Source organism: Alcanivorax sediminis, from assembly GCF_009601165.1.
In the GTDB taxonomy this organism is placed as follows: Bacteria; Pseudomonadota; Gammaproteobacteria; order Pseudomonadales; family Alcanivoracaceae; genus Alcanivorax; species Alcanivorax sediminis.
Genome location: NZ_WIRE01000001.1, coordinates 520,578 through 545,235, shown reverse-complemented (window position 1 = coordinate 545,235; position 24,658 = coordinate 520,578). Strand labels below are relative to the sequence as shown.

Annotated in this window: 24 protein-coding genes; 16 read left to right on the top strand and 8 right to left on the bottom strand. The window is 59.9% G+C overall.

The genetic code is table 11. From position 1 onward, the window contains the following. Window positions 1-140: 140 nt before the first annotated feature. Window positions 141-710 carry a chorismate--pyruvate lyase family protein gene (locus GFN93_RS02290; RefSeq protein ID WP_153498807.1) on the bottom strand — a complete coding sequence of 190 codons (570 nt, stop codon included), beginning with the start codon at window positions 708-710 and terminating at the stop codon, window positions 141-143. Window positions 711-928: 218 nt separating this feature from the next. Between GFN93_RS02290 and rd the strand changes: the two genes are divergently transcribed. The 6 genes from rd to GFN93_RS02260 all read left to right on the top strand — a co-directional run bounded on the left by rd (window position 929) and on the right by GFN93_RS02260 (window position 5,590). Continuing rightward, on the top strand, window positions 929-1,093 hold the full coding sequence (gene rd / locus GFN93_RS02285) for a rubredoxin (protein ID WP_153498806.1): 165 nt from the start codon (window positions 929-931) through the stop codon (window positions 1,091-1,093). A gap of 123 nt (window positions 1,094-1,216) precedes the next feature. Beyond that, window positions 1,217-2,365, top strand: coding sequence for an NAD(P)/FAD-dependent oxidoreductase (locus GFN93_RS02280; RefSeq protein WP_153498805.1), 1,149 nt, complete (start codon window positions 1,217-1,219; stop codon window positions 2,363-2,365). Between the two features lie 71 nt (window positions 2,366-2,436). Next, complete coding sequence (locus tag GFN93_RS02275) at window positions 2,437-2,814, top strand: hypothetical protein (protein ID WP_153498804.1); 378 nt, start codon at window positions 2,437-2,439, stop codon at window positions 2,812-2,814. Between the two features lie 90 nt (window positions 2,815-2,904). Then, window positions 2,905-3,384, top strand: a complete 480-nt coding sequence (locus GFN93_RS02270) for a hypothetical protein (RefSeq protein ID WP_153498803.1) — start codon at window positions 2,905-2,907, stop codon at window positions 3,382-3,384. A gap of 84 nt (window positions 3,385-3,468) precedes the next feature. Continuing rightward, on the top strand, window positions 3,469-4,110 hold the full coding sequence (locus GFN93_RS02265; protein WP_153498802.1) for a DUF4136 domain-containing protein: 642 nt from the start codon (window positions 3,469-3,471) through the stop codon (window positions 4,108-4,110). A gap of 418 nt (window positions 4,111-4,528) precedes the next feature. After that, complete coding sequence (locus GFN93_RS02260) at window positions 4,529-5,590, top strand: GGDEF domain-containing protein (RefSeq protein WP_153498801.1); 1,062 nt, start codon at window positions 4,529-4,531, stop codon at window positions 5,588-5,590. A 282-nt stretch (window positions 5,591-5,872) separates the two neighbouring features. Here the strand turns inward: GFN93_RS02260 and GFN93_RS02255 are convergent, their stop codons facing one another. The 3 genes from GFN93_RS02255 to znuC all read right to left on the bottom strand — a co-directional run bounded on the left by GFN93_RS02255 (window position 5,873) and on the right by znuC (window position 8,908). Then, a complete protein-coding gene (locus GFN93_RS02255) occupies window positions 5,873-7,156 on the bottom strand; it encodes an MATE family efflux transporter (protein ID WP_153498800.1) in 1,284 nt (427 codons plus the stop codon). A 203-nt stretch (window positions 7,157-7,359) separates the two neighbouring features. Continuing rightward, window positions 7,360-8,142: a zinc ABC transporter permease subunit ZnuB gene (znuB, locus tag GFN93_RS02250; RefSeq protein ID WP_153498799.1), complete on the bottom strand. Its 783-nt coding sequence runs from the start codon at window positions 8,140-8,142 to the stop codon at window positions 7,360-7,362. Continuing rightward, window positions 8,135-8,908, bottom strand: coding sequence for a zinc ABC transporter ATP-binding protein ZnuC (gene znuC / locus GFN93_RS02245; protein WP_153498798.1), 774 nt, complete (start codon window positions 8,906-8,908; stop codon window positions 8,135-8,137). The genes znuB and znuC overlap by 8 nt, the downstream gene beginning before the upstream one ends. 155 nt (window positions 8,909-9,063) lie before the next feature. On the opposite strand from znuC, the gene GFN93_RS02240 reads away from it, so the two are divergent. Then, window positions 9,064-9,927 carry a metal ABC transporter substrate-binding protein gene (locus tag GFN93_RS02240; protein ID WP_153498797.1) on the top strand — a complete coding sequence of 288 codons (864 nt, stop codon included), beginning with the start codon at window positions 9,064-9,066 and terminating at the stop codon, window positions 9,925-9,927. Between the two features lie 93 nt (window positions 9,928-10,020). Here GFN93_RS02240 and GFN93_RS02235 read toward each other — a convergent pair whose 3' ends face one another. Beyond that, the gene (locus GFN93_RS02235) at window positions 10,021-10,380 is read right to left on the bottom strand and encodes a hypothetical protein (RefSeq protein WP_235901624.1); all 360 of its coding nucleotides are present in this window, start codon (window positions 10,378-10,380) and stop codon (window positions 10,021-10,023) included. Window positions 10,381-10,533: 153 nt separating this feature from the next. Between GFN93_RS02235 and GFN93_RS02230 the strand changes: the two genes are divergently transcribed. Beyond that, a complete protein-coding gene (locus GFN93_RS02230) occupies window positions 10,534-11,625 on the top strand; it encodes a cellulase-like family protein (RefSeq protein ID WP_153498796.1) in 1,092 nt (363 codons plus the stop codon). Between the two features lie 83 nt (window positions 11,626-11,708). On the opposite strand, the gene GFN93_RS02225 is transcribed toward GFN93_RS02230, so the two are convergent. After that, window positions 11,709-12,629: a homoserine kinase gene (locus GFN93_RS02225; protein ID WP_153498795.1), complete on the bottom strand. Its 921-nt coding sequence runs from the start codon at window positions 12,627-12,629 to the stop codon at window positions 11,709-11,711. Between the two features lie 101 nt (window positions 12,630-12,730). Between GFN93_RS02225 and GFN93_RS02220 the strand changes: the two genes are divergently transcribed. Beyond that, window positions 12,731-13,363: an outer membrane beta-barrel protein gene (locus GFN93_RS02220; protein WP_153498794.1), complete on the top strand. Its 633-nt coding sequence runs from the start codon at window positions 12,731-12,733 to the stop codon at window positions 13,361-13,363. 91 nt (window positions 13,364-13,454) lie between these two features. After that, window positions 13,455-14,498: an alpha/beta hydrolase gene (locus GFN93_RS02215; RefSeq protein ID WP_153498793.1), complete on the top strand. Its 1,044-nt coding sequence runs from the start codon at window positions 13,455-13,457 to the stop codon at window positions 14,496-14,498. A gap of 128 nt (window positions 14,499-14,626) precedes the next feature. On the opposite strand, the gene GFN93_RS02210 is transcribed toward GFN93_RS02215, so the two are convergent. Further along, window positions 14,627-15,400, bottom strand: a complete 774-nt coding sequence (locus GFN93_RS02210; RefSeq protein WP_153498792.1) for an ATP-binding protein — start codon at window positions 15,398-15,400, stop codon at window positions 14,627-14,629. 182 nt (window positions 15,401-15,582) lie between these two features. Between GFN93_RS02210 and GFN93_RS02205 the strand changes: the two genes are divergently transcribed. The 4 genes from GFN93_RS02205 (at window position 15,583) to GFN93_RS02190 (ending at window position 19,638) form a co-directional block, all read left to right on the top strand. Further along, window positions 15,583-15,882, top strand: coding sequence for a hypothetical protein (locus tag GFN93_RS02205; RefSeq protein WP_153498791.1), 300 nt, complete (start codon window positions 15,583-15,585; stop codon window positions 15,880-15,882). A 12-nt stretch (window positions 15,883-15,894) separates the two neighbouring features. Continuing rightward, a complete protein-coding gene (locus GFN93_RS02200; RefSeq protein ID WP_153498790.1) occupies window positions 15,895-17,241 on the top strand; it encodes a DUF2868 domain-containing protein in 1,347 nt (448 codons plus the stop codon). Between the two features lie 43 nt (window positions 17,242-17,284). Continuing rightward, window positions 17,285-18,763, top strand: coding sequence for a DUF3482 domain-containing protein (locus GFN93_RS02195; protein ID WP_153498789.1), 1,479 nt, complete (start codon window positions 17,285-17,287; stop codon window positions 18,761-18,763). A 149-nt stretch (window positions 18,764-18,912) separates the two neighbouring features. Further along, window positions 18,913-19,638, top strand: a complete 726-nt coding sequence (locus GFN93_RS02190; RefSeq protein ID WP_153498788.1) for a DUF1963 domain-containing protein — start codon at window positions 18,913-18,915, stop codon at window positions 19,636-19,638. 1,164 nt (window positions 19,639-20,802) lie between these two features. On the opposite strand, the gene GFN93_RS02185 is transcribed toward GFN93_RS02190, so the two are convergent. Beyond that, window positions 20,803-21,711 carry a helix-turn-helix domain-containing protein gene (locus GFN93_RS02185; protein WP_153498787.1) on the bottom strand — a complete coding sequence of 303 codons (909 nt, stop codon included), beginning with the start codon at window positions 21,709-21,711 and terminating at the stop codon, window positions 20,803-20,805. A gap of 114 nt (window positions 21,712-21,825) precedes the next feature. Here GFN93_RS02185 and GFN93_RS02180 point away from each other — a divergent pair, with 114 nt between their 5' ends. Together GFN93_RS02180 and GFN93_RS02175 are read left to right on the top strand one after the other, a co-directional pair. Next, window positions 21,826-23,322, top strand: a complete 1,497-nt coding sequence (locus tag GFN93_RS02180) for a CoA-acylating methylmalonate-semialdehyde dehydrogenase (RefSeq protein ID WP_153498786.1) — start codon at window positions 21,826-21,828, stop codon at window positions 23,320-23,322. A gap of 108 nt (window positions 23,323-23,430) precedes the next feature. Continuing rightward, the gene (locus GFN93_RS02175) at window positions 23,431-24,582 is read left to right on the top strand and encodes an acyl-CoA dehydrogenase family protein (RefSeq protein WP_328594140.1); all 1,152 of its coding nucleotides are present in this window, start codon (window positions 23,431-23,433) and stop codon (window positions 24,580-24,582) included. The last annotated feature ends 76 nt before the right edge of the window (window positions 24,583-24,658 follow it).

Genomic DNA, 24,658 nt, shown 5'->3' with positions numbered 1-24,658 from the left:
CAAGTGACAAGATGCAAGTTGCAAGGAGACAGTTTCGAGTTACGAGAAGCGAGTTTCGAAAATCAAAACCCCGGCCCGCTTGCGGGGTTGTTGCCTTTCGCAACTCGAAACTCGTTACTCGCCATCATCGGTAATGCTGATCAGGCAGATGCGTGGTCCGCGCCTTGCAGCTTGAAGCTTGTCGCTTGCACCTCCGTTCCTACCTTCTCCCACAACGCCGGCAGGAAATACTCCGCCACCAGCAATGGCGCGCCGCGTTTGATAAAGCGTGACTGGCGGCCCCAGCACACCGGGTGGCCGTGACCAGGGGATGCCAGCCGGGCCCAGACCTGATCACGCTGGCAAAGCGGCCGTTTGTAGAGCTCCAGCCCCAGGGAGCGACTGCCCATGTGGCCCAGGGAGCGATTGGCGCCGCGCAGGCTGGTGATGGGCAGGATACTGCGGGCAGCGACCACGGGCGTATCATCCAGCATCAGGGTGACTTCGCGGATCAGTGCAGCCTGGCGGTCCGGTAGCCCCAGAAGCAGCCTTTCCTCAAGGGCGGGCACGGCCATGGCGTGAAAGCCCGGAATGACCCGAAACTGGCCATGACGCTTCAGACGCAGGGTCAGGGAATCGGGGTCAGCCATCCAGTCGCGGATCTGCACAGGCATCACCAGCTGTTCCAGCGGGCGCCAGTGGCTGTCAGGATGCAGGGGGGCAGGCAGCATGAATGTCTCTACAGATCAGAAAACGCAGGCGGCAGGACTATGGCCCATGGCGGCAGTCAGGGCAAGTGGAGCCCGGTCAGATGCCCGCAGCGTCTGAATATGACAGTGCCCACTGTCATTGATTTTTGGGGCTGGCACCGATAGGTTAGGCTCCCCCGAGAAACGCCCTGTATGCGCCATTGTGAGTGTGCGCTTACTATTAATTGATGAGGTTCACCATGAAGAAGTGGGAATGTGTTGTTTGTGGTTTCATTTATGACGAAGCCGAAGGCCTGCCGGAAGAAGGCATTGCCCCGGGTACCGCCTGGGATGAGGTGCCGGAAGACTGGGTATGCCCCGACTGCGGCGTCGGCAAGGAAGACTTCGAAATGGTGGAAATCTGATTCCGGACAGCATTGTCCGGGATTTGCCCCGCAGTGGATGCGGGGCTCCATTGACTTCCGCGCCACGCTGACAGGCCTGGCCCACAGCACCTCTGCCCATCCATCGCACTTTAAGGATCATCCATGAACCCAGTCGTCATCATCGGTACCGGTCTGGCCGGCTTCAATACCGTCAAGGAATTCCGCAAGCTGGACAAGGAAACGCCCATCGTCATGCTCACCGCAGACGACGGTCGCAACTATTCCAAGCCCATGCTGTCTGCCGGTTTTACCAAGGAGAAGACCGCGGATGATCTGTGCATGGCCACGCCGGAAAAGGTGGCAGAGCAGTTCAACGTGGAAGTCCGTACCGGCATCCATGTGGCGGGCATCGATACCGCTGCCAAGCGCGTACTGCTGCCGGATGCGCACCTGGATTACAGCAAGCTGGTGTTGGCCCTGGGTGCCGATACCTGGACGCCGCCGCTGGAAGGCGATGCGGTTGGCAAGGTGTTTTCTGTCAATGATCTGATGGACTACGCCAAATTCCGCGCGGCGCTGGAAGGCAAGAAGAAGGTCACTATTCTCGGCGGTGGTTTGATTGGCTGTGAGTTTGCCAACGATCTGTCCAATGGCGGTTATGAGGTCGCGCTGGTTGAGCCCATGGGGCGCTGTCTACCGCTGCTGTTACCAGAGGCCGCGTCAGAAGCGGTGGGCAACGGCCTGGCGGAACTGGGTGTGTCTTTCCACTTTGGTCCGCTGGCCAAGGCGGTACACCACGGTGAGGGCGAGACCCTGGTGACCGAGCTGTCCGATGGCAGTGAAATCGAATCCGATGTGGTGCTGTCAGCTATTGGTCTGCGTCCGCGTATCAGCATGGCGCAGGAAGCGGGTCTGGAAACCAACCGTGGCATTATCACGGACAAGACCCTGCGAACCAGTGCCGAAGACGTTTATGCGCTGGGCGACTGCGCGGAAGTGGAAGGCCACGTGCTGCCTTATGTGCTGCCGTTGATGGCGTCTGCCCGTGCCCTTGCCAAGACGCTGTCTGGTGAAACCACTGAGGTCAGCTATGGCGTGATGCCGGTGACCATCAAGACCCCGGCCTGCCCGGTGGTGGTGTGCCCGGCGCCCCATGGCAGCGAAGGCGAGTGGGAAATCGACGCTGATGGCAGCAACGTGCAGGCGCTGTTCCGCGGCAAGGATGGTAACCTGCTGGGGTATGCCCTCACCGGCGATGCGGTGAAGGAAAAAATGAAGCTCAACAAGGAACTGCCGGCGGTTATGCCCTGATAGCGCATCACGCGGCATGCACCACGCAACAGGCAACTGGGGTGTGGTGCTGATTTGATAAAGGACTCTCCATGAAATTTGCTCTGGTTCTGCTGATCCTCGGCTGGCGCTTGCGCTGGTTGGCGTGGCGCAATGAAGGTTTCCGCAAGCAGCTGGAAAACCGTAATGTGGTGATGCAGTGGCGGACGTTTTCCGGCAAACCGGGGCGTTGGTTTCATTTCACTCCGGGCAAGGTGGTCGCCAGGGGTGGTTTGAACCCCTCACCCACTGTCACCCTCAACTTCAAGGATGCGGACTATGCGTTCGCCACCCTGAAGCAGGCGGGCAAGAACCAGATGGCGTTCATGGAAGGCATGCAGGCCGGTGACATCAAGATTGAGGGGGATCCTGGCCAATTAATGTGGTTCATGACGCTGATGAAATTCATCATGCCCGGTGGGAAAAAATAAGCGAGCCTGGTGACCTTTGGTCGGGTCGACTGTCCGGCGTGGGGTTTGTTCGGTAGCATGACCAAAACAATATAATTGCATTGGTGCAGCATGCTACGACTCGCCTCCCTACTCTTTTCTTTGACGCTGGTTTCTCTCTCCTGGGCAGCAAAAACTGCGGATACCGATAAGGTTTATCTGGTCGCCAAGTTTGATGTGGACGGCACCACCTATAATGAAGTGGTGTTTTTCCAGGATGACGCGATTGATGAGCTGGCTGACTGTAATCGCGAGATCATGTACGGGCGTCGGGGAGGGTGGCAGGTTTATACCCATATCACCAAAGCGGTCAGTGGCTTCACCTACAGTACCAGCTATGCCTGTGCCGCTGGTGCGCAACGCTTCTCTGACTGGGATCGCAGTGGCCGGGCTCCGCGTAGCCAAGTCTTTTCCGTCACAATAAAAAATGAGCGTCTAGAAGTGAAATCGCACGCAAGCTATAGCCAGTGTATGGGCTGGGTGCGCCAGCGAGGCGGTGAAACCAGCAAACAGTACTGCGGGAAATCAGCGCAACGTATTGTGAATCAGTAATTGCGATGTTTTTGGTGCTTGGCGAAGTCAGGCTTGAGCATTACCCTGACACCATTCACTTTCTGGCATACCGAAGGATTCCCCATGCAGATGGTTCAACGTGCGTTTGTTTTGTGTGCAGTCTTGCTGCTGGCAGCCTGTGCCACCACCACGGAAACCCACTCCACCTGGCAGACGAAGACCGGTGAACCCCGCCCGGCCTTTGAGCACCTGTTTGTGATTGTGCTGGCGGAATCCCCGGTGACTTCTGCGGTGGTGGAAAAGGAGGTGGGCAAGAGCCTTGCCAAGCGTGATGTGAAAGCCACGTTGTCGTCAGACAGCCTGGGCGGGGAAAGCCAGAAAGCGGAGCAGTACCGATCCCACGTGGAAGCGGCCGTGAAGGAAAGCGGTGCTGACGGGGTAATGGTAGTCAGCCTGCTCAAGGTAGAAGAGCGCGATGAGTACGTGCCGCCCCAGGTCGATTATCTACCCATGACGTCTGCCCCTATGTATCTGGGTTACGGCCCCTATGTGGGTTACAGCTACAGCGCCGTTTACCAGCCGGGCTACTACCAGAACGCCACCGATTATTACCTGCAGACCCAGCTCTATAACGTGGCCAGCAAGAAGCCGGTATGGCAGGCCCAGTCACGCAGCATGAACCCCTACAGCCTGAATGCGGGCGCGGAAGGCTATGCCAAGAGCGTGATCGGCCAGCTGGACCGCGACGGTGGCCTGAAGCGGTAGTTTGCTTGTCCTGAGTACCGGGTTGCGGCAGGAAAGCGCCTGCCGGAGCTCGGCACTCGCCGCCGCTCCTCCGAATGTGTTTTTTCAGAACCTCTCGTCCGATCTCCCCTCCAAACCCGCCTGCTGGAAACCCTGAAAAGCAATGACAGCACCCGCTCAGGGCGCGAACACGTGTGAATTGAGACTTGCAGCGCCCCTTCCCGGCAGCTCTGAGTGAGTTTTTTGGGCACCCGGCCCCGGCTTATCTATTTCGAACTGATAATGCAAAAATGTGAACCAGGTCACTTTTGGTGCTGAGCGGTAGTTTGGACCGGATATGCGTCTGTTCGGGTTATAGAGTTCCATTGGCAGGGGGGTATGATGAAAAGAAGAGAGTTTGCATGGGGCCAGGAAGGCCCGCGGGGGCGAGGGAGCCGGCATGCCAAACATGAAAACCCTGCTGGAACAGCTGCGCTTTACTGAGTCGGAGATTCGCGTCCGCAAACGCCTGTTGAGTTTTACGGCGGAGGATGTGAGCGCGCTGAAGCATTGCTGCAGCCTGATCGAACAGCGACTCGATACTATTGTCGATGCGTTTTACAGCATCCAGACCAGCGAACCGGAAATCGCCGCCTTGATTGGCGATGCGGATACCCTGGAGCGCCTCCAGTCTGCGCAGCGTCGCTATATCCTGGATCTTTTCACCGGCAATTATGACCTTGAGTACGCCAACAATCGGCTACGAATCGGCCTGGTTCATAAGCGCATCGGGGTTGAGCCGAAATATTACCTGTCTGCGGTCTATTTGCTGCGCAGGCTGTTGGTGGAAAACCTGAATGATCTGCTTGGCGACAACGACTTGCGCCTGCGTGCCATCCAGGCGCTCGACAAGCTGCTGTACTTCGATGTAACCCTGGTGTTCGAAACCTATATCCAGAGCATGATGTCTGCACTGGAAGCGGTGAAGAACCGCACCGAGGATTATGCACGAGCACTGGAAGAAACCGTGGCCATGCGCAACGGCGAGCTGCGTACCGATGCGCTGACCGGACTGACCACCCGACGTTTTCTCCATGAGGCCTTGCAGCGTACCCTGAACGCAGCACAACGCCGCGCTGAGCCGGTGAGTGTGATCTTTGTGGATGTGGATGACTTCAAGTATCTCAATGATCATCGCGGTCATGCCTATGGCGATCAGGTGCTGTGTGAACTTGGCAAGGTGTTGCTGGATGCGGCTCGTGGTGAAGATACCTGCGTGCGCTATGGCGGTGATGAATTCTGTGTAGTGCTGGCCAACAGCACCGAAGAACAGGCGCTGACCAGTTACTGTAAACGGATCAATAGTCTGCTGGCAGAGCGGCTGCCTAATGTGAAAATCAGCATGGGCGTGGTGCAAACCGGGCCGCAGCATTTTGATAAAGCAGAAGAGCTACTCAAGCATGCCGATCATCGCATGTACAAGGAAAAGACGGTGAAGAAAAACGGGCTGGCAAAGCATTGAATGAATGCCGGACGCAAGACGCCCGATGCCTGACGTTGGAAACCAAACCCACGCTGCAGGAGCGTCAACTTGTTGGCCGAAAAGGATTAACCATTCTGCAGGTGATCCGAGCCGTGGCGAGGAAAAACAGTAACGAGTAACGAGTTTCGAAAGGCAAAAGATTAAGGAAATAACCTTTCGCTTATGGCCGGGCCGGGGTTTGATCCTCGAAACTCGAAACTCGAAACTCGAAACTCGAAACTCGAAACTCACACCATTTCTGCCCGGCGACTGTGATCTCGCTCAGTCCGACAGTCGTCTCCACAACACCCACCCCATGCATATCCCCCTTGTCGCCATAAAGCCGTTCATGGTCAGCCACAGGCCGTGGTTCCCCATCCCCTGGGTCAGTGCCCAGAAAAGGAAAAATATCACCACCGATAACAGCATGGTGTTGCGCATGGCTGCGCCCCAGGTGGCGCCGACAAAGATGCCGTCCAGCCAGAAACCTGCGCTGGCGGTCAGCGGTAGCAACAGTATCCAGGGCAGGTAATGAATAGCGGTATCGCGGATTTCGGGCAGGTCGGTCAGCAGCCCGATAAGGGGAGCCCCTGCCAACGCAAAGATACCCAGCCCAAGTGCAGCGCAGGCCAGTGTCCAGCGACCGGTGGCCGTAATGGCTCGAACCAGGCTGGCATGATCCTGTTTGCCCTTGGCTTCACCCACCAGCGCTTCGGCGGCATTGGCAAAACCGTCCAGCAGATTGCTAAGGATCAAAAGAAAGGTAATCAGCACGGCGTTGGCCGCCAGCACGGCATCGCCCAGGCGTGCGCCCTGGCTGGTAAAGAAAAAGAAAGTGCTGAACAGTGCCAGGCTGCGGATAAAGATATCCCGGTTGACGCTCATCAGCGCCAGGATGGCAGGCCATTGCCAGATCGTTTCCCGTTGGCGTGGTGGGCGCAGGGCATGACGCAACCAGAACAGGCCCCCGGCAAGACCGATATATTCCGCACAGGCGCTGGCGGTGGCGACACCGCGCACATCCCAGTCCCATACCTGCACCAGCAGGATATCCAGCAAGGCATTGCTGCTGTGCATGAGCAGGGTCATCTTCAGCGGCACCCGGGTGTTGTGGGTGCCGATGGCAAAGCCGATCAGGGCAAAGTTGGCCAGCGCTGCAGGTGCGCCAAGAATACGAATGTTGATGTACTGCCGCGCCAGAGCCTGAACCTCATCGCTACCGCCCAGCAACCACAGGCCGGTTTCCCGCAATAGCGGTGTCAGCAGGATCAGTACCAGCCCAAGTGCGCCGGAGAGTACCAGCCCGCGTAGCAGCACCACACGGGTGTCGCGTTCTCCGCCGCGGGCTTGGGAGGCAAAGCCCGTCGTGCCCATGCGCAGGAAGTTGAAGGAGAAATACAAAAACATGAAAAAGTTGCTGCCCAGTGCCACCGCCGCAAGATAGCGGGGATGCGCCAGGTGCCCCACCACCGCGGTATCCACCAGCCCCAGCAATGGTGCCGTCAGATTCGACAGCAGCAATGGCCAGGCCAGCATCCAGATACGTTGGTTAAGGGAAAGACTCATTCACACTCCGGGAAAATGCCTCGCCGTAGGGGCGCCGCAGGCGACGCGAAAAGGCAGTAACGAGTTACGAGTCACGAGTTTTGAAAACCAACCTCACTGGCCGGGAAGGTTTTGAGTGAGGGTTTCGCCTTTCGCAACTCGAAACTCGTTACTCGTTGACGCTCGCTTTACGGCTCAAGCGGTGCTCCTGCAGCACAGAATGGCTACGAGGTTTTCCGCAGCAACGTCAACACAAACAACCCGCTGGCGGCCACCACAATGGAGGGGCCTACCGGGGTATTGGCAAACCAGCTCACCGTCAGCCCGGCCAGTACCGACAGGGTGCCAAGCAGGCTTGCCACTGCGGCCATCTGCGCGGGGGTATGGGTCAGTCTTCGGGCACTGGCCGCGGGAATGACCAGCAGGGAAGTAATCAGCAGGACACCGACGGTACGGATGGCGCCAGCGATGAGTAGCGCCAGCAACAGCATCAGCAGCAGGCGGGTGCGTTGCACTGCCACCCCTTCCACCTGTGCCAGTTCCTCGCTGACGGTGATGCTCAGCAGGGCGCGCCATTGCCACAGCATCAACATCAGGATGACAACCGCGCCGCTCCACAGGCCGATCACATCCTGCCAGCCCACGGCGAGCAGGTCGCCGAACAGATAGGCGAACAGGTCCACCTGAATGCCTGTCTGCAGGCTGATGGCGATTACGCCCAGCGCCAGGGTGGTGTGAGCAACGATGCCAAGCAAGGTGTCACTGGCCAGCTGCCGCTGCCGTTGCAATCCGGTCAGCGCAGCAGCGAGTCCCAGACAGACTGCCACCACGGCCAGATACAGGTTGATATCCATGGCCAGGCCCAGAGCGGCCCCCAGCAGAGCGCCATGAGCCAGGGTGTCACCAAAGAAGGCCATGCGGCGCCAGACCACAAAGGCACCCATGGGGCCGGACACCAGCGCCACGGCCAGGCCGGCAAGCAGCGGGGGCAGCAGCAGTTCAATCATGGTTGCAGGGGCCTTCGTGGTCGTGGTGATGGTGGGCGTTACCGTGCAGGTCATGGTCGTGATCATGATCGTGGGTATACAACGCCAGATTCGGGGTGCCGGCGGCCGGGCCGAACAGCTCGTGGTAGGCCGGGTCGCGGCTCACTGTCTCCGGGTTACCGGAACAGCACACATGGCGTTGCAGGCAGATCACCTCATCCGTGGCCGCCATCACCAGATGCAGGTCATGGGAGATCAGCAGGATGGCGCAGCCCAGTTCATCACGGACATCCTTGAGCAAACCGTAGAGCGCATTCTGGCCGGCCACATCCACGCCCTGGGCGGGTTCATCCAGCACCAGCAGGTCCGGTTTACGCAGCAGGGCGCGGGCCAGCAGCACTCGCTGCATCTCACCGCCGGAGAGCTGTTGCACGGCACGACGGCGCAGATGCGCTACCCCGGCCCGCTCCAGCGCAGAGCGGCGTGCAGCGGTGGGACCCGTAGCCGCCAGCCAGAGGAAACGATCCACGGTCAGTGGCAGGCTGTCGTCCACCTGGATCTGCTGTGGCATGTAACCGATACGCAGCCCTTTGCGGCGGGTCACGGAACCGTGGTCGGCTTTTACCAGTCCCAGTACCACCCGCGCCAGCGTGCTCTTGCCAGCACCATTGGGTCCGATCAGGGTGGTGATGCGCCCGGGGGCCAGGTTCAGGCTCACATCGGACAGCACCGAAGTGCCACCGAGCGTGACAGAGACTGACTCAACCTGAACAAGGGGGTCCGACATGAGAAGGCGTCCGAATAACAAAGGCGCAATGATATACTGCCCGCCTTTCGCCTGCACTGAAGCATAAACGAGAAGCGAGAGACGAGTTTCGAAACGCGTGACTCGACACTCGCCTACCTGCACCGGGCAACTATGAATCGTTATGGTGAACTTCTATGCGCCGTCTTTGGCTGACATCCTTGCTCCTGCTTTGCTCCCCCGCCTGGAGCCAGACTATTGTGGCCAGTGTGGAGCCTCTGTCGAAGCTGATCCGTAGTCTGTATGGCCCGGAGGTCGAGGTGGTGACCCTGATGCAGGCCAACCAGAACCCCCACCAGCTGGCGCTGTCCCCGCGTCAGGCGATGCTGGTGAAGCAGGCTGACCTGATGGTGTGGCTGGGCGCGGCGGTGGAAGCGCCGCTGGCGCCGCTGGTCGCCCGGCGAGACAGGCCTGCAGTCGCGCTGCTGGATCTGCCGGACGTGGTCCGTCGCGATGGCGGTGGCCATGATCATGAGGGGCACGGGGATGATCATGCTCAGGATAATGCCTATCTGGATCCGCACCTGTGGCTATCTGTGGCGAACATGATCCTGTTATCCGACGCGATTGCGGCAGCCATGCCCACGGGGCTGGCGGACCTGCAGCCCGCGCAATGGCAGGAGCAGGCACGGCAGCGTCAGCAGAATCTGCGTGACCGTGTGGCTTCGTTTGCCGCGGTTCCCTGGCTCACCTATCACCACCCCTGGGGGTATCTCACCGACCCGCTGGGGCTGGCGGAGCCGGTGGTGGTTAGCCAGCAGCTGGATGCCGGGCCGGGCAGCCGCCGGTTTGTCGCCCTGGCCGCCGAGATTCGTGAGCGTGGTGTGCAATGCATGGTCCGCGAGCCAGAAGCGCGCACCGCGATGTTGCAGCGCCTGTGCGCAGGTTGCAGGGTGGAGGCGCTGGATCCGCTGGGTCGTGATCAGCCTGCGCTGTCGTACCTGGACTGGCTGGATCATCTGGGGAGCGGGTTTGAGCGCTGTCTGCAGGAGAGAAAGTGAGCACGCTGCTGCCGCCTCTCTCTCCCCATGCAGGAGTTCAACGTGTTGAGCTCCTGCGTGTAGCATGAGGGTGGTGCGTGCCGCGTCTCTGTTCTATAGATCCCTCACCGGCATCAGGGTCGGCGGTGGCGGTGGCGGGGTGTCATCCGGGGTGGGGATAATCTGCACCGTATCGCGCTGGCGTTGCAGCAGTTCCTGATCATTTTCCAGATAGCGGGAATCCGAGCTCAAGGCATTGAGGCCCTGGTTCTCATCAGTGGTGTCCAGTTCCACGGGCGATTGCAGATAAAGTGCTTCCAGCTCATGGCTTTCGAGCGCCTGCGAGGGGCCCTTCTCACGGCTCTGGGGCGCTTGTTCGTCAGGGGGAGCGCTATCCGGCAATTGCTCCGCCGCCGGCAGGGCGGCCGGTGCCAGAGAGGCGATCAACAGGGTGCGGAGCATGATTGTTTTCATGTCTCAGATCATAGCCTGATGGCTCTGCAAGGGGAATCGTCGAGGGCTCGCGTGTGTCAAGGTGGGTCATTTCGCCGATAACAGGGCCCACAGCCATTGAGGCCGGTCTGGAAAACGGTATGCTGGTGCGCTTGATTGGGAGACTGCAACGATATGCCTCAACCCTTGGCAATAGCTCGCTGGGATTTATCCTGGCTACTGCACCGCGATATTCGCGATGGTGCCTTTGCCTCGTTGGAGCGTGTCCTCGATGAAACCCAGCTGCGTGGCTTTAATGCGCTCAGCCTGGATCCCTGTCCCCACCTGATCGCTACGCCGGACAATGGCGTTCATCTGGATCGCTGCGAGCTGATGCCCGCTGGCGGTCCCGCTGTGGAAGTGAAAATCCGCAGCGCCCTCAGGCACCTCATGCAGTCCACCCACGAGCGTGGCATGAAGGTGTGGTTCAGCAGCCGCTTTATCAACGACAGCCGTGCCCGCCGCTCCTTTGTGCGCCGTCCGGAAGATTTTGTGTCGGTGTGGAGTGATACCCTGGCGCTGGTGTCCGACTGGGGTTATCTGGATGATGTCGTCGGGCTCGACTTCTGCTACCAGTTTCCGTCCCTGCCGGCAGCACACGGGGTTACCCGGCGGGTGTTTCAGCGTTCTCCGGAGCGGCCGCTGCCGTCTCACTGGTCGGAGCAGGCCAATCGCCGACTGGAAGACTATCTGCTGGAGATTCCCCGTGCCCTGCATGCCCTGTTTCCGTCTGTGCCGGTGGGGATGAGCACCACCGTCGCCTTGAGTGAGCGTCTGCGGCAACTGGATACCAGTGAGCTGGACTTCCTCGATTTCAGCCTGTGGCTGGATGATGATCCGCGTTACCGGCTAGCCAGTGGCGAATCCATGCCCATGTCCGGCCTGCTCAGCCGTTTCGCCAGTCCGATGAAGCAGCTGCTGCTGGATGCGGCGGGCAATCACTGGCAGCGGCGGCTGGAAGACCAGCTAAACCGGCGCATGGCCTTCACCCGGCTGCGGCGTATGCACCCGGTGCTGAGCGAGGGGTTCGTCAACCAGCCCCGCGATCTGCGCAGACTGCCCACCGGCTGGGCTGACCTGCACGAAATGATGGTGGTGAACGCTCTCACTCAGGGTGTGGAAGCCCTCACTCCCAGCTCGCTGGCCTGCCCGGATTACCCCTGGCTCTGGCAGGAACAGGAGTACCTGGCGCATTTGAACCAGATGATTCTGGCGGGTAGCGCCTGATTAAAGGTCTGACGCTCGACGCTGGATGCTTGACGCAAAACGCTGACCAGGGCGCTGTGCGGATTCATTTCAGGTGTCGAGCGTCAGCCGTTCAGGGCCTTCACTCGCCACCCATAAATCCTTGCGAACTCTTCCGGGTCCTTGCTGCCCTGCCCTTCACTGTGTTCGGCCACTGGTCCGGCCAGGCGGGATAGCCAGAAGCGCAGGGCGGCCACCGCCAGCGCCTGTGTCAGGCGGGCGTCGTTGATGCGGCCACCGTTGGCCCGATAGGCCTCTAAGAGGGCTTGCTCCCGGTTGGCTAGCGGTTGCCCGGCGCTGTCCACACACCAGTCGTTCAGGGTCACTGCCAGATCGTATTCGGGATCATCCAGGCAGGCGTTGTAGAAATCCAGCAGGGCGCTGATCTTGCCGTCTTGCCACAGCAGGTTGTCTCGGAACAGATCACCGTGGATCAAGGTGGCGCCGACGGGGCTGGCCTGCCAGTCACTCAACAAGGCGCGGGCGCGGGCCTGTTGCTCCTGCGGAAGCTTGCCGAGCTGTGCGGCCAGCGTGTTCAGCCGTTGGCGTTCGTTTGGCAGTGGTAGCAATGCCGTCGTGTCGCACTGATGCAGCCGCGCCAGTAGCGCGCCCACCTGACGGCAGCGGTCGTCATCCACCGCAAAATCATGTTCGCCGGGCAGGCGTGGCATCAGTACGGCCGGTTTGCCGGCGACGCTGATCTGCCATTGCCCCTGATCATCGTTGAGGGGGCCTGGAACGGGCAGTTGCCGGTCGGTCGCGAGCTGGGACAGCAGATGCAGATACGGACGCACTGCGGCTTGATCCAGACTTTCGAACACGGTCAGGACCAGGGCCCGTGGCTGGCCCTGGCTGTCCTCGGCCTCAATCAGGAAAGTGCTGTTTTCAATGCCGTGGCTGGCTCCCCGGTAACCCACCAGCGTAAAGCCAAACGGCCTTAGCACCTGTGACATCTGGGAAGCATCAAGCGGGGTATAGACAGACATGAAGGATTTCCTGATTCAGCCAGTGGGGCAAAGACTCTGCCCGCTGGCGATGGTATAACAGGCAGCCGTTACTCGAACAATAACAAAAAGGACGACCTTCCATGCGTTACTGGATGCTTATCGGGCTGCTGTTCAGTCCTGCCCTGTGGGCGGCAGATGAAGCCGAAGAGACTCAAGGCCCCCGGATAGCTCACTTTCAGGATTCGCGCTACGGCTATGCTGCAGCCAACCTGATGCACTTCAACCTGGATTACGACGAATACGAATTGACCCCCTCTGGGCTGGGATTGCGCCTGGGAGGCATGGTCGATGAGAACTGGGGGGTGGAGTTGCGTTTGGCCACCGGCCCCTCACCTGACACCCGCCGCACGGAAACCCGCCGCTACAAGGTGGATTACACCGTCGAGCACGTGGGTGCCCTGCTGGCGACGGGCAAGTGGTCGTTTCAGTCGCCGGTAACATTGCCGGGACTGGACCCCTACATCGACAGCTTCTTCGTGCAAGGCTTCGCCGGAGTGGCGGACGTGAAGGTGAAAACCGAGACCCGCCGTTGCAATGCACTGGGTTGCCGCACCGACACTGATCGCAATGATGATACCAGCCTGGCCTTTGGTGCGGCGATGGGGCTGAGGACGGCCTACAACATTGGCTTGAGCCTTCAGTACATGCAGTACGTGGACAAGGACTACATCACCGTCTCCGCCGTTGAAGGCGGCCTTGAGTGGTATTTCTGATACACTCGCGCAGGTTCTGTTTAGGCTTCGCCGCGAGGATGGCAAGCCGTTCATGCCTGATGCCAGTGAGATCACCACGAAAGGAGTCCTGATGAGCCCTGTTGCCCTGGAGCGCGTTGCGCTGAAGTCCCTGATGCTGCTGCCGCGGCCGGTTTTGTCCCGTCTGGCGGCTGGCGTGGAAACCCGGGGGCGTGATCATCTCGACCCGCACATGCGCTTTCTGTTGGCTCTCAGCAGTGCCAAACCGACCTTGAACAGTGCCTCTGTGCCCGAAGCACGCAAGCTGTATCAGGACATGATCGCGCTGATGGATGTGGCAGAGCAGTCGCTGCCAGTGGTGGTGGATCATCAGGTGCCGGTGGAAGGCGATGCCTCCATTCTGGTACGCCGCTACCGTCCGGAAAATGCCCCGCGACTGGCTCCGGCCATTCTGTTCTTCCACGGCGGCGGCTTTACCGTGGGAGGCGTGGAAGAATACGACCGCCTGTGTCGCTACATCGCCGTGCATACCAATGCGGTGGTATTGAGTGTGGATTATCGCCTTGCACCGGAGCATCCCTCCCCCACGGGTGCCAACGATGGTCTGGCGGCCTGGCGTTGGCTGCTGGACAACACGGCGGCACTGGGGCTCGATCCGGATCGACTGGCCGTCATGGGTGACAGTGCGGGCGGTAATTTGAGTGCGGTTGTATCCCAGCAGGCCAGGCTGGCCGGGTTGCCCGTGCCGGCCCTACAGGTACTGATTTACCCGACCACTGATGCCGAGTTGAAGCACCCGTCTGTTCAGAGCCTGGGGCAGGGGTTTGGGCTCGATTTGCCGCTGCTGACCTGGTTCCGCAGTCACTTCATCACGGACCCGGCGATGATGGAAGATTACCGGTTGTCGCCGCTGCGTAACCCGGACCTGGCGGACCTGCCGCCGGCAATTCTGGTCACCGCTACGGATCCGCTGCGTGATGAGGGCCTGGAATACGGTGACAAGCTGCGCCGGGCCGGTGTCGACGTTACCAGTCTGGATTATCCGCAGCTGGTTCATGGATTTATCACCATGGGCGGGGTGATCCCGGCGGCCAGAAAGGCAGTGGATGCGATCTGCGACGCCACAGCAAGGCAGCTCAAAGCCTCCCGCGTCTGACGTGCTGAACGCCCTCTAAACGCCTTGCCAGGGCGAGAGGGGCAAGCAGCGAGTAACGAGTTTCGAGTTGCGAAAACCAGACATCGCAAGCCTGACGGTTTTTCCTTTCGAAACTCGCTTTTCGTTACTCAAAACTCCCCGACAAACTGATTGTAAAACTGCCTTGCCGTACGACCGGAACGCACCCCCTTTTCAATAGAGAAGCGTCGCGCGCGAATGTGCAGTTGCTGACGATGCTTTACCTCGCCAAAAAGATGATCCACGATCGCGAAATATTGTGGTTCGCTGATTGGATAAAAACTCAACCCGAGCCCGAATCGATCCGCCAGGGAAATTTTTTCTTCCACCGCATCGCCATGATGCAGCTCTCCGTTAACCACGCGAGACTCAGCGTTGTCACTCATGTATTCAGGCAACAAATGACGGCGATTACTGGTAGCGTAGATACGCACGTTTTCCGGCGGTAGCTCCAGCGAACCTTCAAGAACACTTTTCAAATGTTTGTACTGGTTTTCGCCATCCTCAAACGACAGATCATCGCAGTAAATGATGAAACGTTGGCCACGGTCACGGATGTCATCCACGATCTCGGGCAGGTCATGCAGGTCGTCCTTGTCCACCTCAATGACTCGTAGCCCCTTGTGGGCATATTCATTCAGCAGCGCCTTGACGATAGAGGACTTGCCGGTGCCCCGGCTACCCCACAGCAGCACATGATTACAGGGTTTTCCGGCCAGAAAACGTTCCGTGTTCTGAATGATTTTCTGCTTCTGGGTATCAATGCCGAGCAGGTCATCCAGGCGCACGGGATCCGGTTTGGGCACTGGTCGCAGGGTGCCGTTGCGGCCGCGCCAGATGGCGGCCGGCAGGGTGCGCCAGTCGATGGGTTGGGGTGCGGTCATTGAAGCCTCAGCAATGGGATTTAACGAGACCCGGATTATGCCAGAATCACTGGTGCAACTGTCGTGTCCGGGGCGTTCCCGGTTTGCGTCAGGCGCCCGGGTGGCTTGCCTGATGCGTCAGCCGTGATGCGTAGGTATGCTTGCAGCAGGAAATGTTTCCCCACTGCTTCAGGAGAACCCGGATGAAAGCTGCTTACCTGGCCTTGCCGGCACTGGCAATGATCATTGCTGGCTGCACCCACAAGTACGAGACCGATTACCCCATGGGCTTGCCGGATACCACCGAGAGCTGCCCGGAAGATCCGCCGAAGATGTGTACCCAGGATTACCGCCCGGTGTTTGGCTATGGCGAAGACGGAGGCCTGCAGGGTGAATTCAGCAATGCCTGCATGGCTTGCGCCAAGGATGAGGTGATGTACACCTCACCGAAGCAAGAGGCGCTGCCGGCACCGGCCAAGGCTCCGGAAGCAACTCCCGAATAAGCGAGAGCGGCCTTGACGCAATCCCTGACCCGATTGCTGGATTTCGATGATCAGTTTCGTCGTGACAGCCAGCAGCCCCAGGCTTTTCTGCACCGTCGTGATCGACGCTTTGCCCAGCAACAGCAGACGCAAAAGCGTCCATTGACGGTGACGGCCTGGCTAGCCGAACTTCATGCCCTCAATGACCAGCGTCAGCGCGACGGCCATGATCCCCGTCTGCGCCGCTGGCGTCAGGCGCGCTGGATCTTTGCCGCGCTGGGCGCGGTATTGGGTGCGGCCTTCATGGCAGGCTTGCTGGTTTACGACGGCAGCCGCCAGATCAATGTGACCCTGTTACTGGTGCTGATCGCCTTGCAGCTCGCCTTTGCCGTGCTCACCAGCCTGCAAGCCTGGCTGGGCTGGCAGCCCTGGAGTAGCCTGTTGGGACGTACCGGGGAAGACGGGGATCCATTACAGTCTCTGCGCCCTGCTCTGTCCGCCCGCATCGCTCACACCGGTGGCCTCCTGTTTGCCCTCAGCGGCTTGCTGACGCTGCTGGTGATGGTGCTGGTACAGGACCTGGCGTTTGGCTGGAGCACGACGCTGCAGGCATCGTCGCATAGCTATCACCAGTTGGTATCGCTCATCGCGCTTCCCTGGCAGGCCCTCTGGCCCGATGCAGTCCCCAGCGCGGAGCTGGTGGCCGCCTCGCAGTATTATCGGCTGGGCCAGGGCTCAGCGACGAACCCGGCACTGTTAGGGACCTGGTGGCCCTTTGTGTTAATGGCCTGGCTCACCTATGTGTTGCTGCCCAGAGTGGTGTTGCTGCTGCTGGCGGCCTTGCAGTTACGCTGGCAGGCAGCGGCGGCGCTGCGTCGCCACCCCGGGTATGCGTCCCTGTTGTTCCGCTTCGAAAGCCCCTGGGTGGAGACTCGTGGTGAAGATGAAGCGCCCCGGGAGCCCGCCCCGGTGCAGGTGTCGGTGGCGCCTTTGCCGGCATCGGCCACCCTGATCCACTGGGCCGGCGCCGGGCATGGCAGTAGCGCGTTGGTCTCAAGCTTGAGCCGGGATGGGGCGCCACTGCAGTTGCGCGCAGGCGGCAACAGCAGCCTGGAGGAAGATGCCGCCGCCCTGCGTCAGGCGGGCGAGCGTCGAGAGCCGGTGATCCTGATCGCGCGGGGCTGGGAGCCGCCCACCGCCGAGCTCAGTGACTTTGTACAGGATGCCCGCGTGCAGTGGCCTGCCGGCACCCTGCTGGCGCTGGTGCCGCTGGCCGACGAGCAGGGCGAAGCGCTGAAAGACGCCGGTTTGCTGGCCCAGTGGCAACGCTTTGTGGAGCGCCAGAACGACAGCCTTCTGCTGCTGAGTGCGCCGCAGTGAGTGTCGGCGCGTCATCCATCACCTTAACTTGCTGATGAGCATCATGGATTCGAACGGCAATAGTGACCGCAGCACAGAGAACATCGACGACCGGCAGAGTGATAGCACCCTGCCCCGCTTTGCGGTGGTTGGCCACCCCAACAAGGGGAAATCCAGTGTGGTCGCGACCCTGGCCCAGAACGACTCCATCGCCATCGCCATGGAGCCCGGCACCACCCGTGACAGTCATCGCTATCCCATGAAAGTGGATGAGGTCACCCTCTACGAGCTCATCGATACGCCTGGATTCCAGCGCCCCCGCAAAGTGCTGGCATGGCTGCAGGGACACAGCCTGTCTGCTTCGGATCGTGCTGAAACCGTGGCGGCTTTCGTCACCCAGCATCGCGACGACCCGCGTTATCACGACGAATGTGAGCTGCTGCGTCCGATTGTGGAGGGGGCCGGCATTATCTATGTGGTAGATGGGTCGGTGCCGTATAACCGCGAGCACGAGGCAGAGATGAACATCCTGCGCTGGGCTGGCCGTCCCAGCCTGGCGCTGATCAACCAGATTGGCAGTGATGACTACAGTGCGGACTGGGAAGCGGCGCTTGGCCAGTATTTCCAGATTGTGCGGCGTTTTGATGCGGTGCGGGCACCGTTCGAGAAACACCTGGAACTACTGCGTAGTTTCGGCGAACTTGCGCCCAACTGGCGCGAACCTCTTGATGCGGCACTGGAATACCTGCAGGCGATCCGGTTTGGACGTGATCATCAGGCCCTGGAGCATATCGCCGATGCCCTGATCGAGATGCTGGGCCATCAGGAAACTGCCCGGCTGGGCGAGTTCGAGGCTGCCGGTCCGTTACAGCCCCGGTTGCGTCAGCGCTGGCAGGCGTGGCAGCGCGAGCGGGAGCAGCGTCTGCGACACAGTGTGGAAGATCTCTACCAGTACCGCCGCCTGCAGCGCCAGGAATCGGATCTGTTGCTGCCCGACGATGATGACCTGTTCGGGGAGCGTACCCGCCAGCTATGGGGCATTAGCAAGGGGCAGTTAGCCGCGGCCGGCTTTGGTGCCGGGGCCGTGGGTGGTGTCGGCCTTGATGCGGTGACGCTGGGGCACTCGCTGGGCACCGGAGCCCTGATTGGCGGCTTGTTGGGGGCGGCGGGGAGCTATTATTACAGTGACAAACTCACCAAGGTAAAGCTGGGCCCACTCAGCGGGGGCTTCCGGGAAGCCATTTACGGGCCGCTCAAGGACCCCCAGTTTGGTTATGTGGTGCTGGGCCGGGCGCTGGTGCACTGGTATCAGATCAGCCAGCGCAATCATGCCGGGCGCGATGTGCTGGTGGTCACTGACAGCGATGCTCATTGGTTGGATGCATTGTCGCGCAGTGATCGCAATGGCTTGCAGAAGTCACTGCAAGCCCTGGCCAGACGCCGTTTTGAACCGAGCAAGCGGCAGCGCCTGATCGAGCAGCTGGAGCTGGCCCAGCAGGCGTTTTCCCAGTGGCAGTTGAGCGAATTTTCCTCAGCACGCTAGTGCTATTCCAATCACATTTTCCGCGAGAACCTGGTCACAAGTACAAAAATTGCACGCCGCTCAGCCATTAAAAAAGCCCTGGTAGCGGTTTGTGAAGGCTGTTCGGAGCTATTGCTGGCATGGTGAAATCGAGAGAACGAGGACACCCAATGCTACCCGAAGAAATCAAACTCAGACTGGCTTCCTTTTCCAGACCTGCCTGGCGCCCTCAGGCGGGCCCGGCGGTGCCGGGTGCCATGTCCAAGTTTGGTGGCCTGCCGCTGTTGAAGCCCGACGAATCCTGGCCGTGCTGCGGGCACTGCCACCAGCCCATGCAGTTGTTCTTGCAGCTGGATGCCCGGGATCTGCCGCGCACCATGCGCTCCCCCTTCGGTGATGGCGTTCTGCAGGTGTTTTATTGCACCAATGGTGAGGAAGACTGTGAAGTGTTGGGCCAGTCCCATCTGCCCTTCTCCGAAGCCACGCTGGTGCGGGTGATCCCGCGCGAACAAGCCAATGGCTTTGATGCCTTGCCGTTGAGTCTGCCGGATGCCTTCCCGGAAAAATCCCTGACCGGCTGGATCCCCCTGGCCGATTACCCGGACCGCAAGGAAACGGCGGCCATTAACGATGATGATCGTGACGGCACCCTTGCCTTGCTCCATGCCCATCGTCCAGCGCCGCGCCCCGGCGACAAGCTGATGGGCTGGCCCCACTGGACCGCCGATGTGGCCTACCCCGGCTGTCCTTGCTGCCACGAACCCATGCAGTTCATCATGCAGCTGGACTCTGTGGATTCGCTGCCCTTCCGTTTCGGTCACTATGGCTGTGCCCACGTGTTTCAGTGCGACACCCACCGCGACGTGATGACTCTGACCTGGCAAAGCCGCCCTTAAGCAGGGGCGCAATACGCGACACGCACAACCGGTATCGCGCACCTACGTTTCCCCTATAGGAGCCATGCTCGCATGGGGATCCACAGCCGGAACCCGATCGCCATGAAAGCATAGCTCCTACAAAGACAGCGTCTGGCTCCACTCGCTGTGGGAGCTTGTCCGCAAGCGAATTCCCATCGCCAGCAGCCTGGCTCCCACATCCGGTATCGCGCACCTACGTTTCCCCTGTAGGAGCCATGCTCGCATGGCGATCCACCGCCGGAACCCGATCGCCATGCCAGCATAGCTCCTACAAAGACAGCGTCTGGCTCAGCTCGCTGTGGGAGCTTGCCCGCAAGCGAATTCCCATCGCCAACAGGCTGGCTCACACATCCGGTATCCCGCCCCCACGCCTCCCCTGCGGGCGTCCATGCTCTCATGGCGATTCACCGCCGGAGCCTGATCGCCATGCAAGCATAGCTCCTACAAAGACAGCGCCTAGCTTCACTTGCTGTGGGAGCTTGCCCGCAAGCTAATTCCCATCGCCAACAGGCTGGCTCCCACAACCGGTATCCCGCCCTCACGCCACCCCTGCGGGCGTCCATGCTCGCATGGCGATCCTTCGCCGGAGCCTGATCGCCATGCCAGCATGGCTCCTACAAAGACAGCGACAGGCTTCACTTGCTGTGGGAGCTTGCCCGCAAGTGAATTCCCATCGCCAGCAGGCTGGCTCCCAACCGGTATCACGCACCTACGCCTCCCCCGCGGGCGTCCATGCTCTCATTGCGATCCACCGCCAGGGCCTGATCGCCATGCAAGCATAGCTCCTACAAAGACAGCGTCTGGCTCCACTCGCTGTGGGAGCTTGCCCGCAAGCGAATTCCCATCGCCAGCAGGCTGGCTCCCGCAGCCGCTATCGCGCACCTACGTTTCCCCTGTAGGAGCCATGCTCGCATGGCGATTCACCGCCGGAGCCTGATCGCCATGCCAGCATAGCTCCTACAAAGACAGCGTCTGGCTCCACTTGCTGTGGGAGCTTGCCCGCAAGCGAATTCCCATCGCCAGCAGGCTGGCTCCCACATCCGGTATCGCGCACCTCGCTTCCCCTGTAGGAGCTATGCTTGCATGGCGATCCGAGCGACAGCGAGGGAGGTCCTTCTGTCACCCCTTCCCGGTCCGTTCTCCCTACTGCCCTCTTTCCTGCCGATAACGCTGTGGCGATACGCCCATTACCCGCTTGAACAAGCGCGAAAAGTAATAGGGGTCGTCATAGCCGAGCCGGGCGGCGATCTGCAGCACGGTGTCTTCACTGATATCCAGCAGGTAGCAGGCATGGCTCACCTTGATGCGCTGGAAGGCCTGCATGGGGGTCTGCCCGGTCTGACGTTTGTACTCGCGAATGAAGTGATAGCGCGACAGATCGCTGGTCGCCGCGGCCAACTCGTCCAGTGACAACCGACGATGCAGCGCTGTCTGCAGATACCCATTCACCCGGTTCACATCCAGGGTCGCGTGGCGTACATCGTGCTGGTGACGCATCAGGGCCGCAAAGGCCAGCAGGCTGCGCAGCAGGTTGGCGGCATACACCAGATGTTCCGGCTGCACCCGGGTGGCAGCTGCCAACAGGGCCTGAAACTCCTCTGCCAGCCGCGAGTGAACCCCGACCCGTACGGTTCGTCCCCCTTCTTGCCCGGCAATTTCGTCAAAAAAACGGGGCACCTCATGGCCGCCAAGATGCACCCAGTAGATACTCCAGGGATCGCGCCTGTCAGCATGGTAACGATGGGCAAGTGCCTGAGGCAGCAATACCAGATCGCCACCGTCTACCTCATAGGTTTGCCCTTCAACCTGAAGCTCACCGCGCCCGCCGACGCAGTAAATCAGCAGATAATCTGCGGGATTATCCCGCAACATACGATGTCCGCGGGCTTGTGGATAGAAACCCACGCCATGGGGCATGCAGCCTTCACAAAGGGGGTGCCCGGCAATGCTGTCCAGCACCGCGGGAGGAATAATGGTGCGTTGACCGGTGGCAGGCAGTGGCCAGCTGGAGGGCTCGGCAGGGGCATGAGCGACTGAGGAAGAGGTATCCATAGGCAGCAATATAATCCATTACCGGCAAAAGAGGCTATCTATCCCGGGGCCTCCCTGTGTTACAACATAGTCGTACCGATAATGTGAAACACCCAACCTGTTCCGGAGAGCCCCATGAGTCGTCGCCTGCCCCTGCTGATTAACGGTGAATTTGTTGCCAGTACCACTGACCAGTGGATCCCGGTGACCAACCCCGCCACCCAGGAGGTGTTGTGCGAAGCGCCCGCCGCCACGCCAGCGGAAATGGAACAGGCGATTGCTGCCGCCAAAGCCGCGTTTGAAAGCTGGAAGGAAGTGCCGGTATCCGAACGGGCGCGGCTGATGCTGCGCTACCAGGCGTTGTTGAAAGAACATCAGGAAGAGATCGCCGAGATTCTGAGCCAGGAAACCGGCAAGACCTTTGAAGATGCCAAGGGTGATGTGTGGCGGGGAATCGAAGTGGCCGAGCAGGCTGCCAACATCGCTTCGCTGATGATGGGCGAGACGGTCGAGAACGTGGCGCGCAGCATCGACACCCATTCCTGGACCCAGCCACTGGGTGTCTGCGCCGGCATTACCCCGTTCAACTTTCCTGCCATGATCCCCCTGTGGATGTTCCCGTTGGCCATCGCCGCAGGGAATACCTTTGTGCTCAAGCCCTCCGAGCAGGACCCCATGACCCCCAACCGTCTGGTGGAACTGTTCCTGGAAGCCGGTGCACCTCCCGGTGTCCTGCAGCTGGTCCATGGTGGTAAGGAGCAGGTGGATACGCTGCTGACTCACCCGGACATCAAGGCCGTTTCCTTTGTGGGTTCGGTGCCGGTGGGCCAGCACGTTTACCGCACCGCCACCGATCACATGAAACGTGCTCAGTGTTTTGCCGGTGCCAAAAATCACATGGTGATCATGCCTGACGCCAACAAGGAGCAGGTGGTCAACAGTCTGGTGGGCGCGTCCTGCGGTGCCGCCGGTCAGCGTTGCATGGCCATCAGCGTGGCGGTATTCGTGGGTGATTCCAAAGCCTGGATTGATGAGCTGAAAGACGAGTTTGCCAAGATTCGCCCTGGTGCCTGGAACGACCCTCAGGCAGCTTACGGCCCACAGATTAGTCCGCAGGCAAAACAGCGCGTGCTGACCCTGATCAAGCAAGGCAAGGAAGAGGGCGCAACCTGTTTGCTGGATGGCTCAGAGTGCAGCGTAGACGGTTTGCCTGATGGCAACTGGGTGGGGCCGACCCTGTTCACAGATGTGACACCGGAAATGGCCATCTACAAGGAAGAAATTTTTGGCCCGGTACTATGCTGCGTCACCGTGGATTCACTGGAAGACGCGTTGCAGCTGGTGAACAGCAGCCCCTATGGCAACGGCACGTCCATCTTTACCGCCAGCGGTGCGGCCGCCCGGAAATACCAGCATGAAGTGGAAGTGGGGCAGGTGGGCATCAATGTGCCGATTCCGGTGCCACTGCCGTTCTTCAGCTTCACCGGCTGGAAAGGATCGTTCTATGGTGATCAGCATGCCTACGGCAAACAGGCCGTGCGTTTCTATACCGAAACCAAAACGGTCACCAGTCGCTGGTTCGAAGATGATATTCCAGCGAGCGGACCGAATATGAGTATTCATCTGAAATAACCAGCCCAACTCTGTGGGAGCTTGGGCGAAAGCGATTTTGTCATGCCGGATGAATCTCGCTTGCAGGCAAGCTCCTACGGAAAAAACGCAAACCAAGCGAGAAAAACCGTGGATTTTTCTTTCACTGAAGAACAGCAAGCCTTTCGTGAAACCGCGCGGCAGTTTTCTGAAAAAGAACTGGCCCCCTTTGCAGCGGAATGGGATGCAAAAAGTATTTTTCCCAAGGAAGCCATTCGTAGAGCGGGTGAGCTGGGATTTTGTTCTCTGTACTGCGCTGAAGAGCATGGTGGAATGGGGTTGTCACGTCTTGATGCCGCGCTGATCTTCGAGCAGCTGTCACAGGGCTGTACCTCGACCACTGCGTTTATCACCATCCACAACATGGCCACCTGGATGCTGACGCGATTCGGCAACGATGCCACACGCGCACGCTGGGCCGATAAGCTGTTGTCCGGTGAACAGTTGGCGTCCTACTGCTTGACTGAACCCAATGCCGGCTCTGATGCCGCATCGCTGGCCGCCACCGCAAGGAAAGAGGGTGACAGCTATGTGCTCAACGGTGCCAAGGCATTTATTTCCGGTGCAGGCGATACCGATGTGCTGGTCATGATGGCACGCACCGGTGGAGCAGGGGCCGGTGGTATTTCCTGTTTTGCAGTGCCGGCAGATACCCCCGGCATTTCCTACGGCCGCAACGAAGACAAGATGGGCTGGAAAAGCCAGCCTACCCGCGCGGTGATCATGGAAGAGGCGCGCATTCCCGCAGAGTGTCTGATGGGTGAAGAGGGGCAGGGCTTCAAGATTGCCATGGCTGGCCTGGATGGTGGACGCATCAATATCGCCAGCTGTTCACTGGGCGCCGCCCAGGCCGCATTGAAACACGCCCAGCAATACGTGCAGGAGCGCAAACAGTTCGGGCAGGCCCTTGGTGATTTTCAGACTGTGCAATTCACCCTGGCCGACATGGCCACGGAGCTGGTAGCCGCACAACAGATGGTGCGCCTGGCAGCCTGGAAACTGGATCAGAATCACAGCGATAAAAGCATGCTGTGTGCGATGGCCAAACGCATGGCGACTGATCTGTGTTTCAACGTCTGTAACCAGGCGCTGCAGCTGCATGGTGGTTACGGTTACATCCGTGAGTATCCGCTGGAGCGCTACCTGCGCGATACCCGCGTACATCAGATTCTGGAAGGTACCAACGAAATCATGCGCGTGATCATCGCGCGAAATGTGTTGAAGGATTTGTCGTTCCTTTAAAAAACGCCGTAGGAGCCCTTCTGCTCGTCAGGGTATGCCTGCAGGCGATAAAGCCGTTGCGAGTAGCGAGAAGCGA

Excerpts from the sequence above, each read along its gene's own strand:
- GFN93_RS02290 (WP_153498807.1), bottom strand. The coding sequence starts at position 710 with ATGCTGCCTGCCCCCCTGCATCCTGACAGCCACTGGCGCCCGCTGGAA.
- rd (WP_153498806.1), top strand. The coding sequence starts at position 929 with ATGAAGAAGTGGGAATGTGTTGTTTGTGGTTTCATTTATGACGAAGCC.
- GFN93_RS02280 (WP_153498805.1), top strand. The coding sequence starts at position 1,217 with ATGAACCCAGTCGTCATCATCGGTACCGGTCTGGCCGGCTTCAATACC.
- GFN93_RS02275 (WP_153498804.1), top strand. The coding sequence starts at position 2,437 with ATGAAATTTGCTCTGGTTCTGCTGATCCTCGGCTGGCGCTTGCGCTGG.
- GFN93_RS02270 (WP_153498803.1), top strand. The coding sequence starts at position 2,905 with ATGCTACGACTCGCCTCCCTACTCTTTTCTTTGACGCTGGTTTCTCTC.
- GFN93_RS02265 (WP_153498802.1), top strand. The coding sequence starts at position 3,469 with ATGCAGATGGTTCAACGTGCGTTTGTTTTGTGTGCAGTCTTGCTGCTG.
- GFN93_RS02260 (WP_153498801.1), top strand. The coding sequence starts at position 4,529 with ATGCCAAACATGAAAACCCTGCTGGAACAGCTGCGCTTTACTGAGTCG.
- GFN93_RS02255 (WP_153498800.1), bottom strand. The coding sequence starts at position 7,156 with ATGAGTCTTTCCCTTAACCAACGTATCTGGATGCTGGCCTGGCCATTG.
- znuB (WP_153498799.1), bottom strand. The coding sequence starts at position 8,142 with ATGATTGAACTGCTGCTGCCCCCGCTGCTTGCCGGCCTGGCCGTGGCG.
- znuC (WP_153498798.1), bottom strand. The coding sequence starts at position 8,908 with ATGTCGGACCCCCTTGTTCAGGTTGAGTCAGTCTCTGTCACGCTCGGT.
- GFN93_RS02240 (WP_153498797.1), top strand. The coding sequence starts at position 9,064 with ATGCGCCGTCTTTGGCTGACATCCTTGCTCCTGCTTTGCTCCCCCGCC.
- GFN93_RS02235 (WP_235901624.1), bottom strand. The coding sequence starts at position 10,380 with ATGAAAACAATCATGCTCCGCACCCTGTTGATCGCCTCTCTGGCACCG.
- GFN93_RS02230 (WP_153498796.1), top strand. The coding sequence starts at position 10,534 with ATGCCTCAACCCTTGGCAATAGCTCGCTGGGATTTATCCTGGCTACTG.
- GFN93_RS02225 (WP_153498795.1), bottom strand. The coding sequence starts at position 12,629 with ATGTCTGTCTATACCCCGCTTGATGCTTCCCAGATGTCACAGGTGCTA.
- GFN93_RS02220 (WP_153498794.1), top strand. The coding sequence starts at position 12,731 with ATGCGTTACTGGATGCTTATCGGGCTGCTGTTCAGTCCTGCCCTGTGG.
- GFN93_RS02215 (WP_153498793.1), top strand. The coding sequence starts at position 13,455 with ATGAGCCCTGTTGCCCTGGAGCGCGTTGCGCTGAAGTCCCTGATGCTG.
- GFN93_RS02210 (WP_153498792.1), bottom strand. The coding sequence starts at position 15,400 with ATGACCGCACCCCAACCCATCGACTGGCGCACCCTGCCGGCCGCCATC.
- GFN93_RS02205 (WP_153498791.1), top strand. The coding sequence starts at position 15,583 with ATGAAAGCTGCTTACCTGGCCTTGCCGGCACTGGCAATGATCATTGCT.
- GFN93_RS02195 (WP_153498789.1), top strand. The coding sequence starts at position 17,285 with ATGGATTCGAACGGCAATAGTGACCGCAGCACAGAGAACATCGACGAC.
- GFN93_RS02190 (WP_153498788.1), top strand. The coding sequence starts at position 18,913 with ATGCTACCCGAAGAAATCAAACTCAGACTGGCTTCCTTTTCCAGACCT.
- GFN93_RS02185 (WP_153498787.1), bottom strand. The coding sequence starts at position 21,711 with ATGGATACCTCTTCCTCAGTCGCTCATGCCCCTGCCGAGCCCTCCAGC.
- GFN93_RS02180 (WP_153498786.1), top strand. The coding sequence starts at position 21,826 with ATGAGTCGTCGCCTGCCCCTGCTGATTAACGGTGAATTTGTTGCCAGT.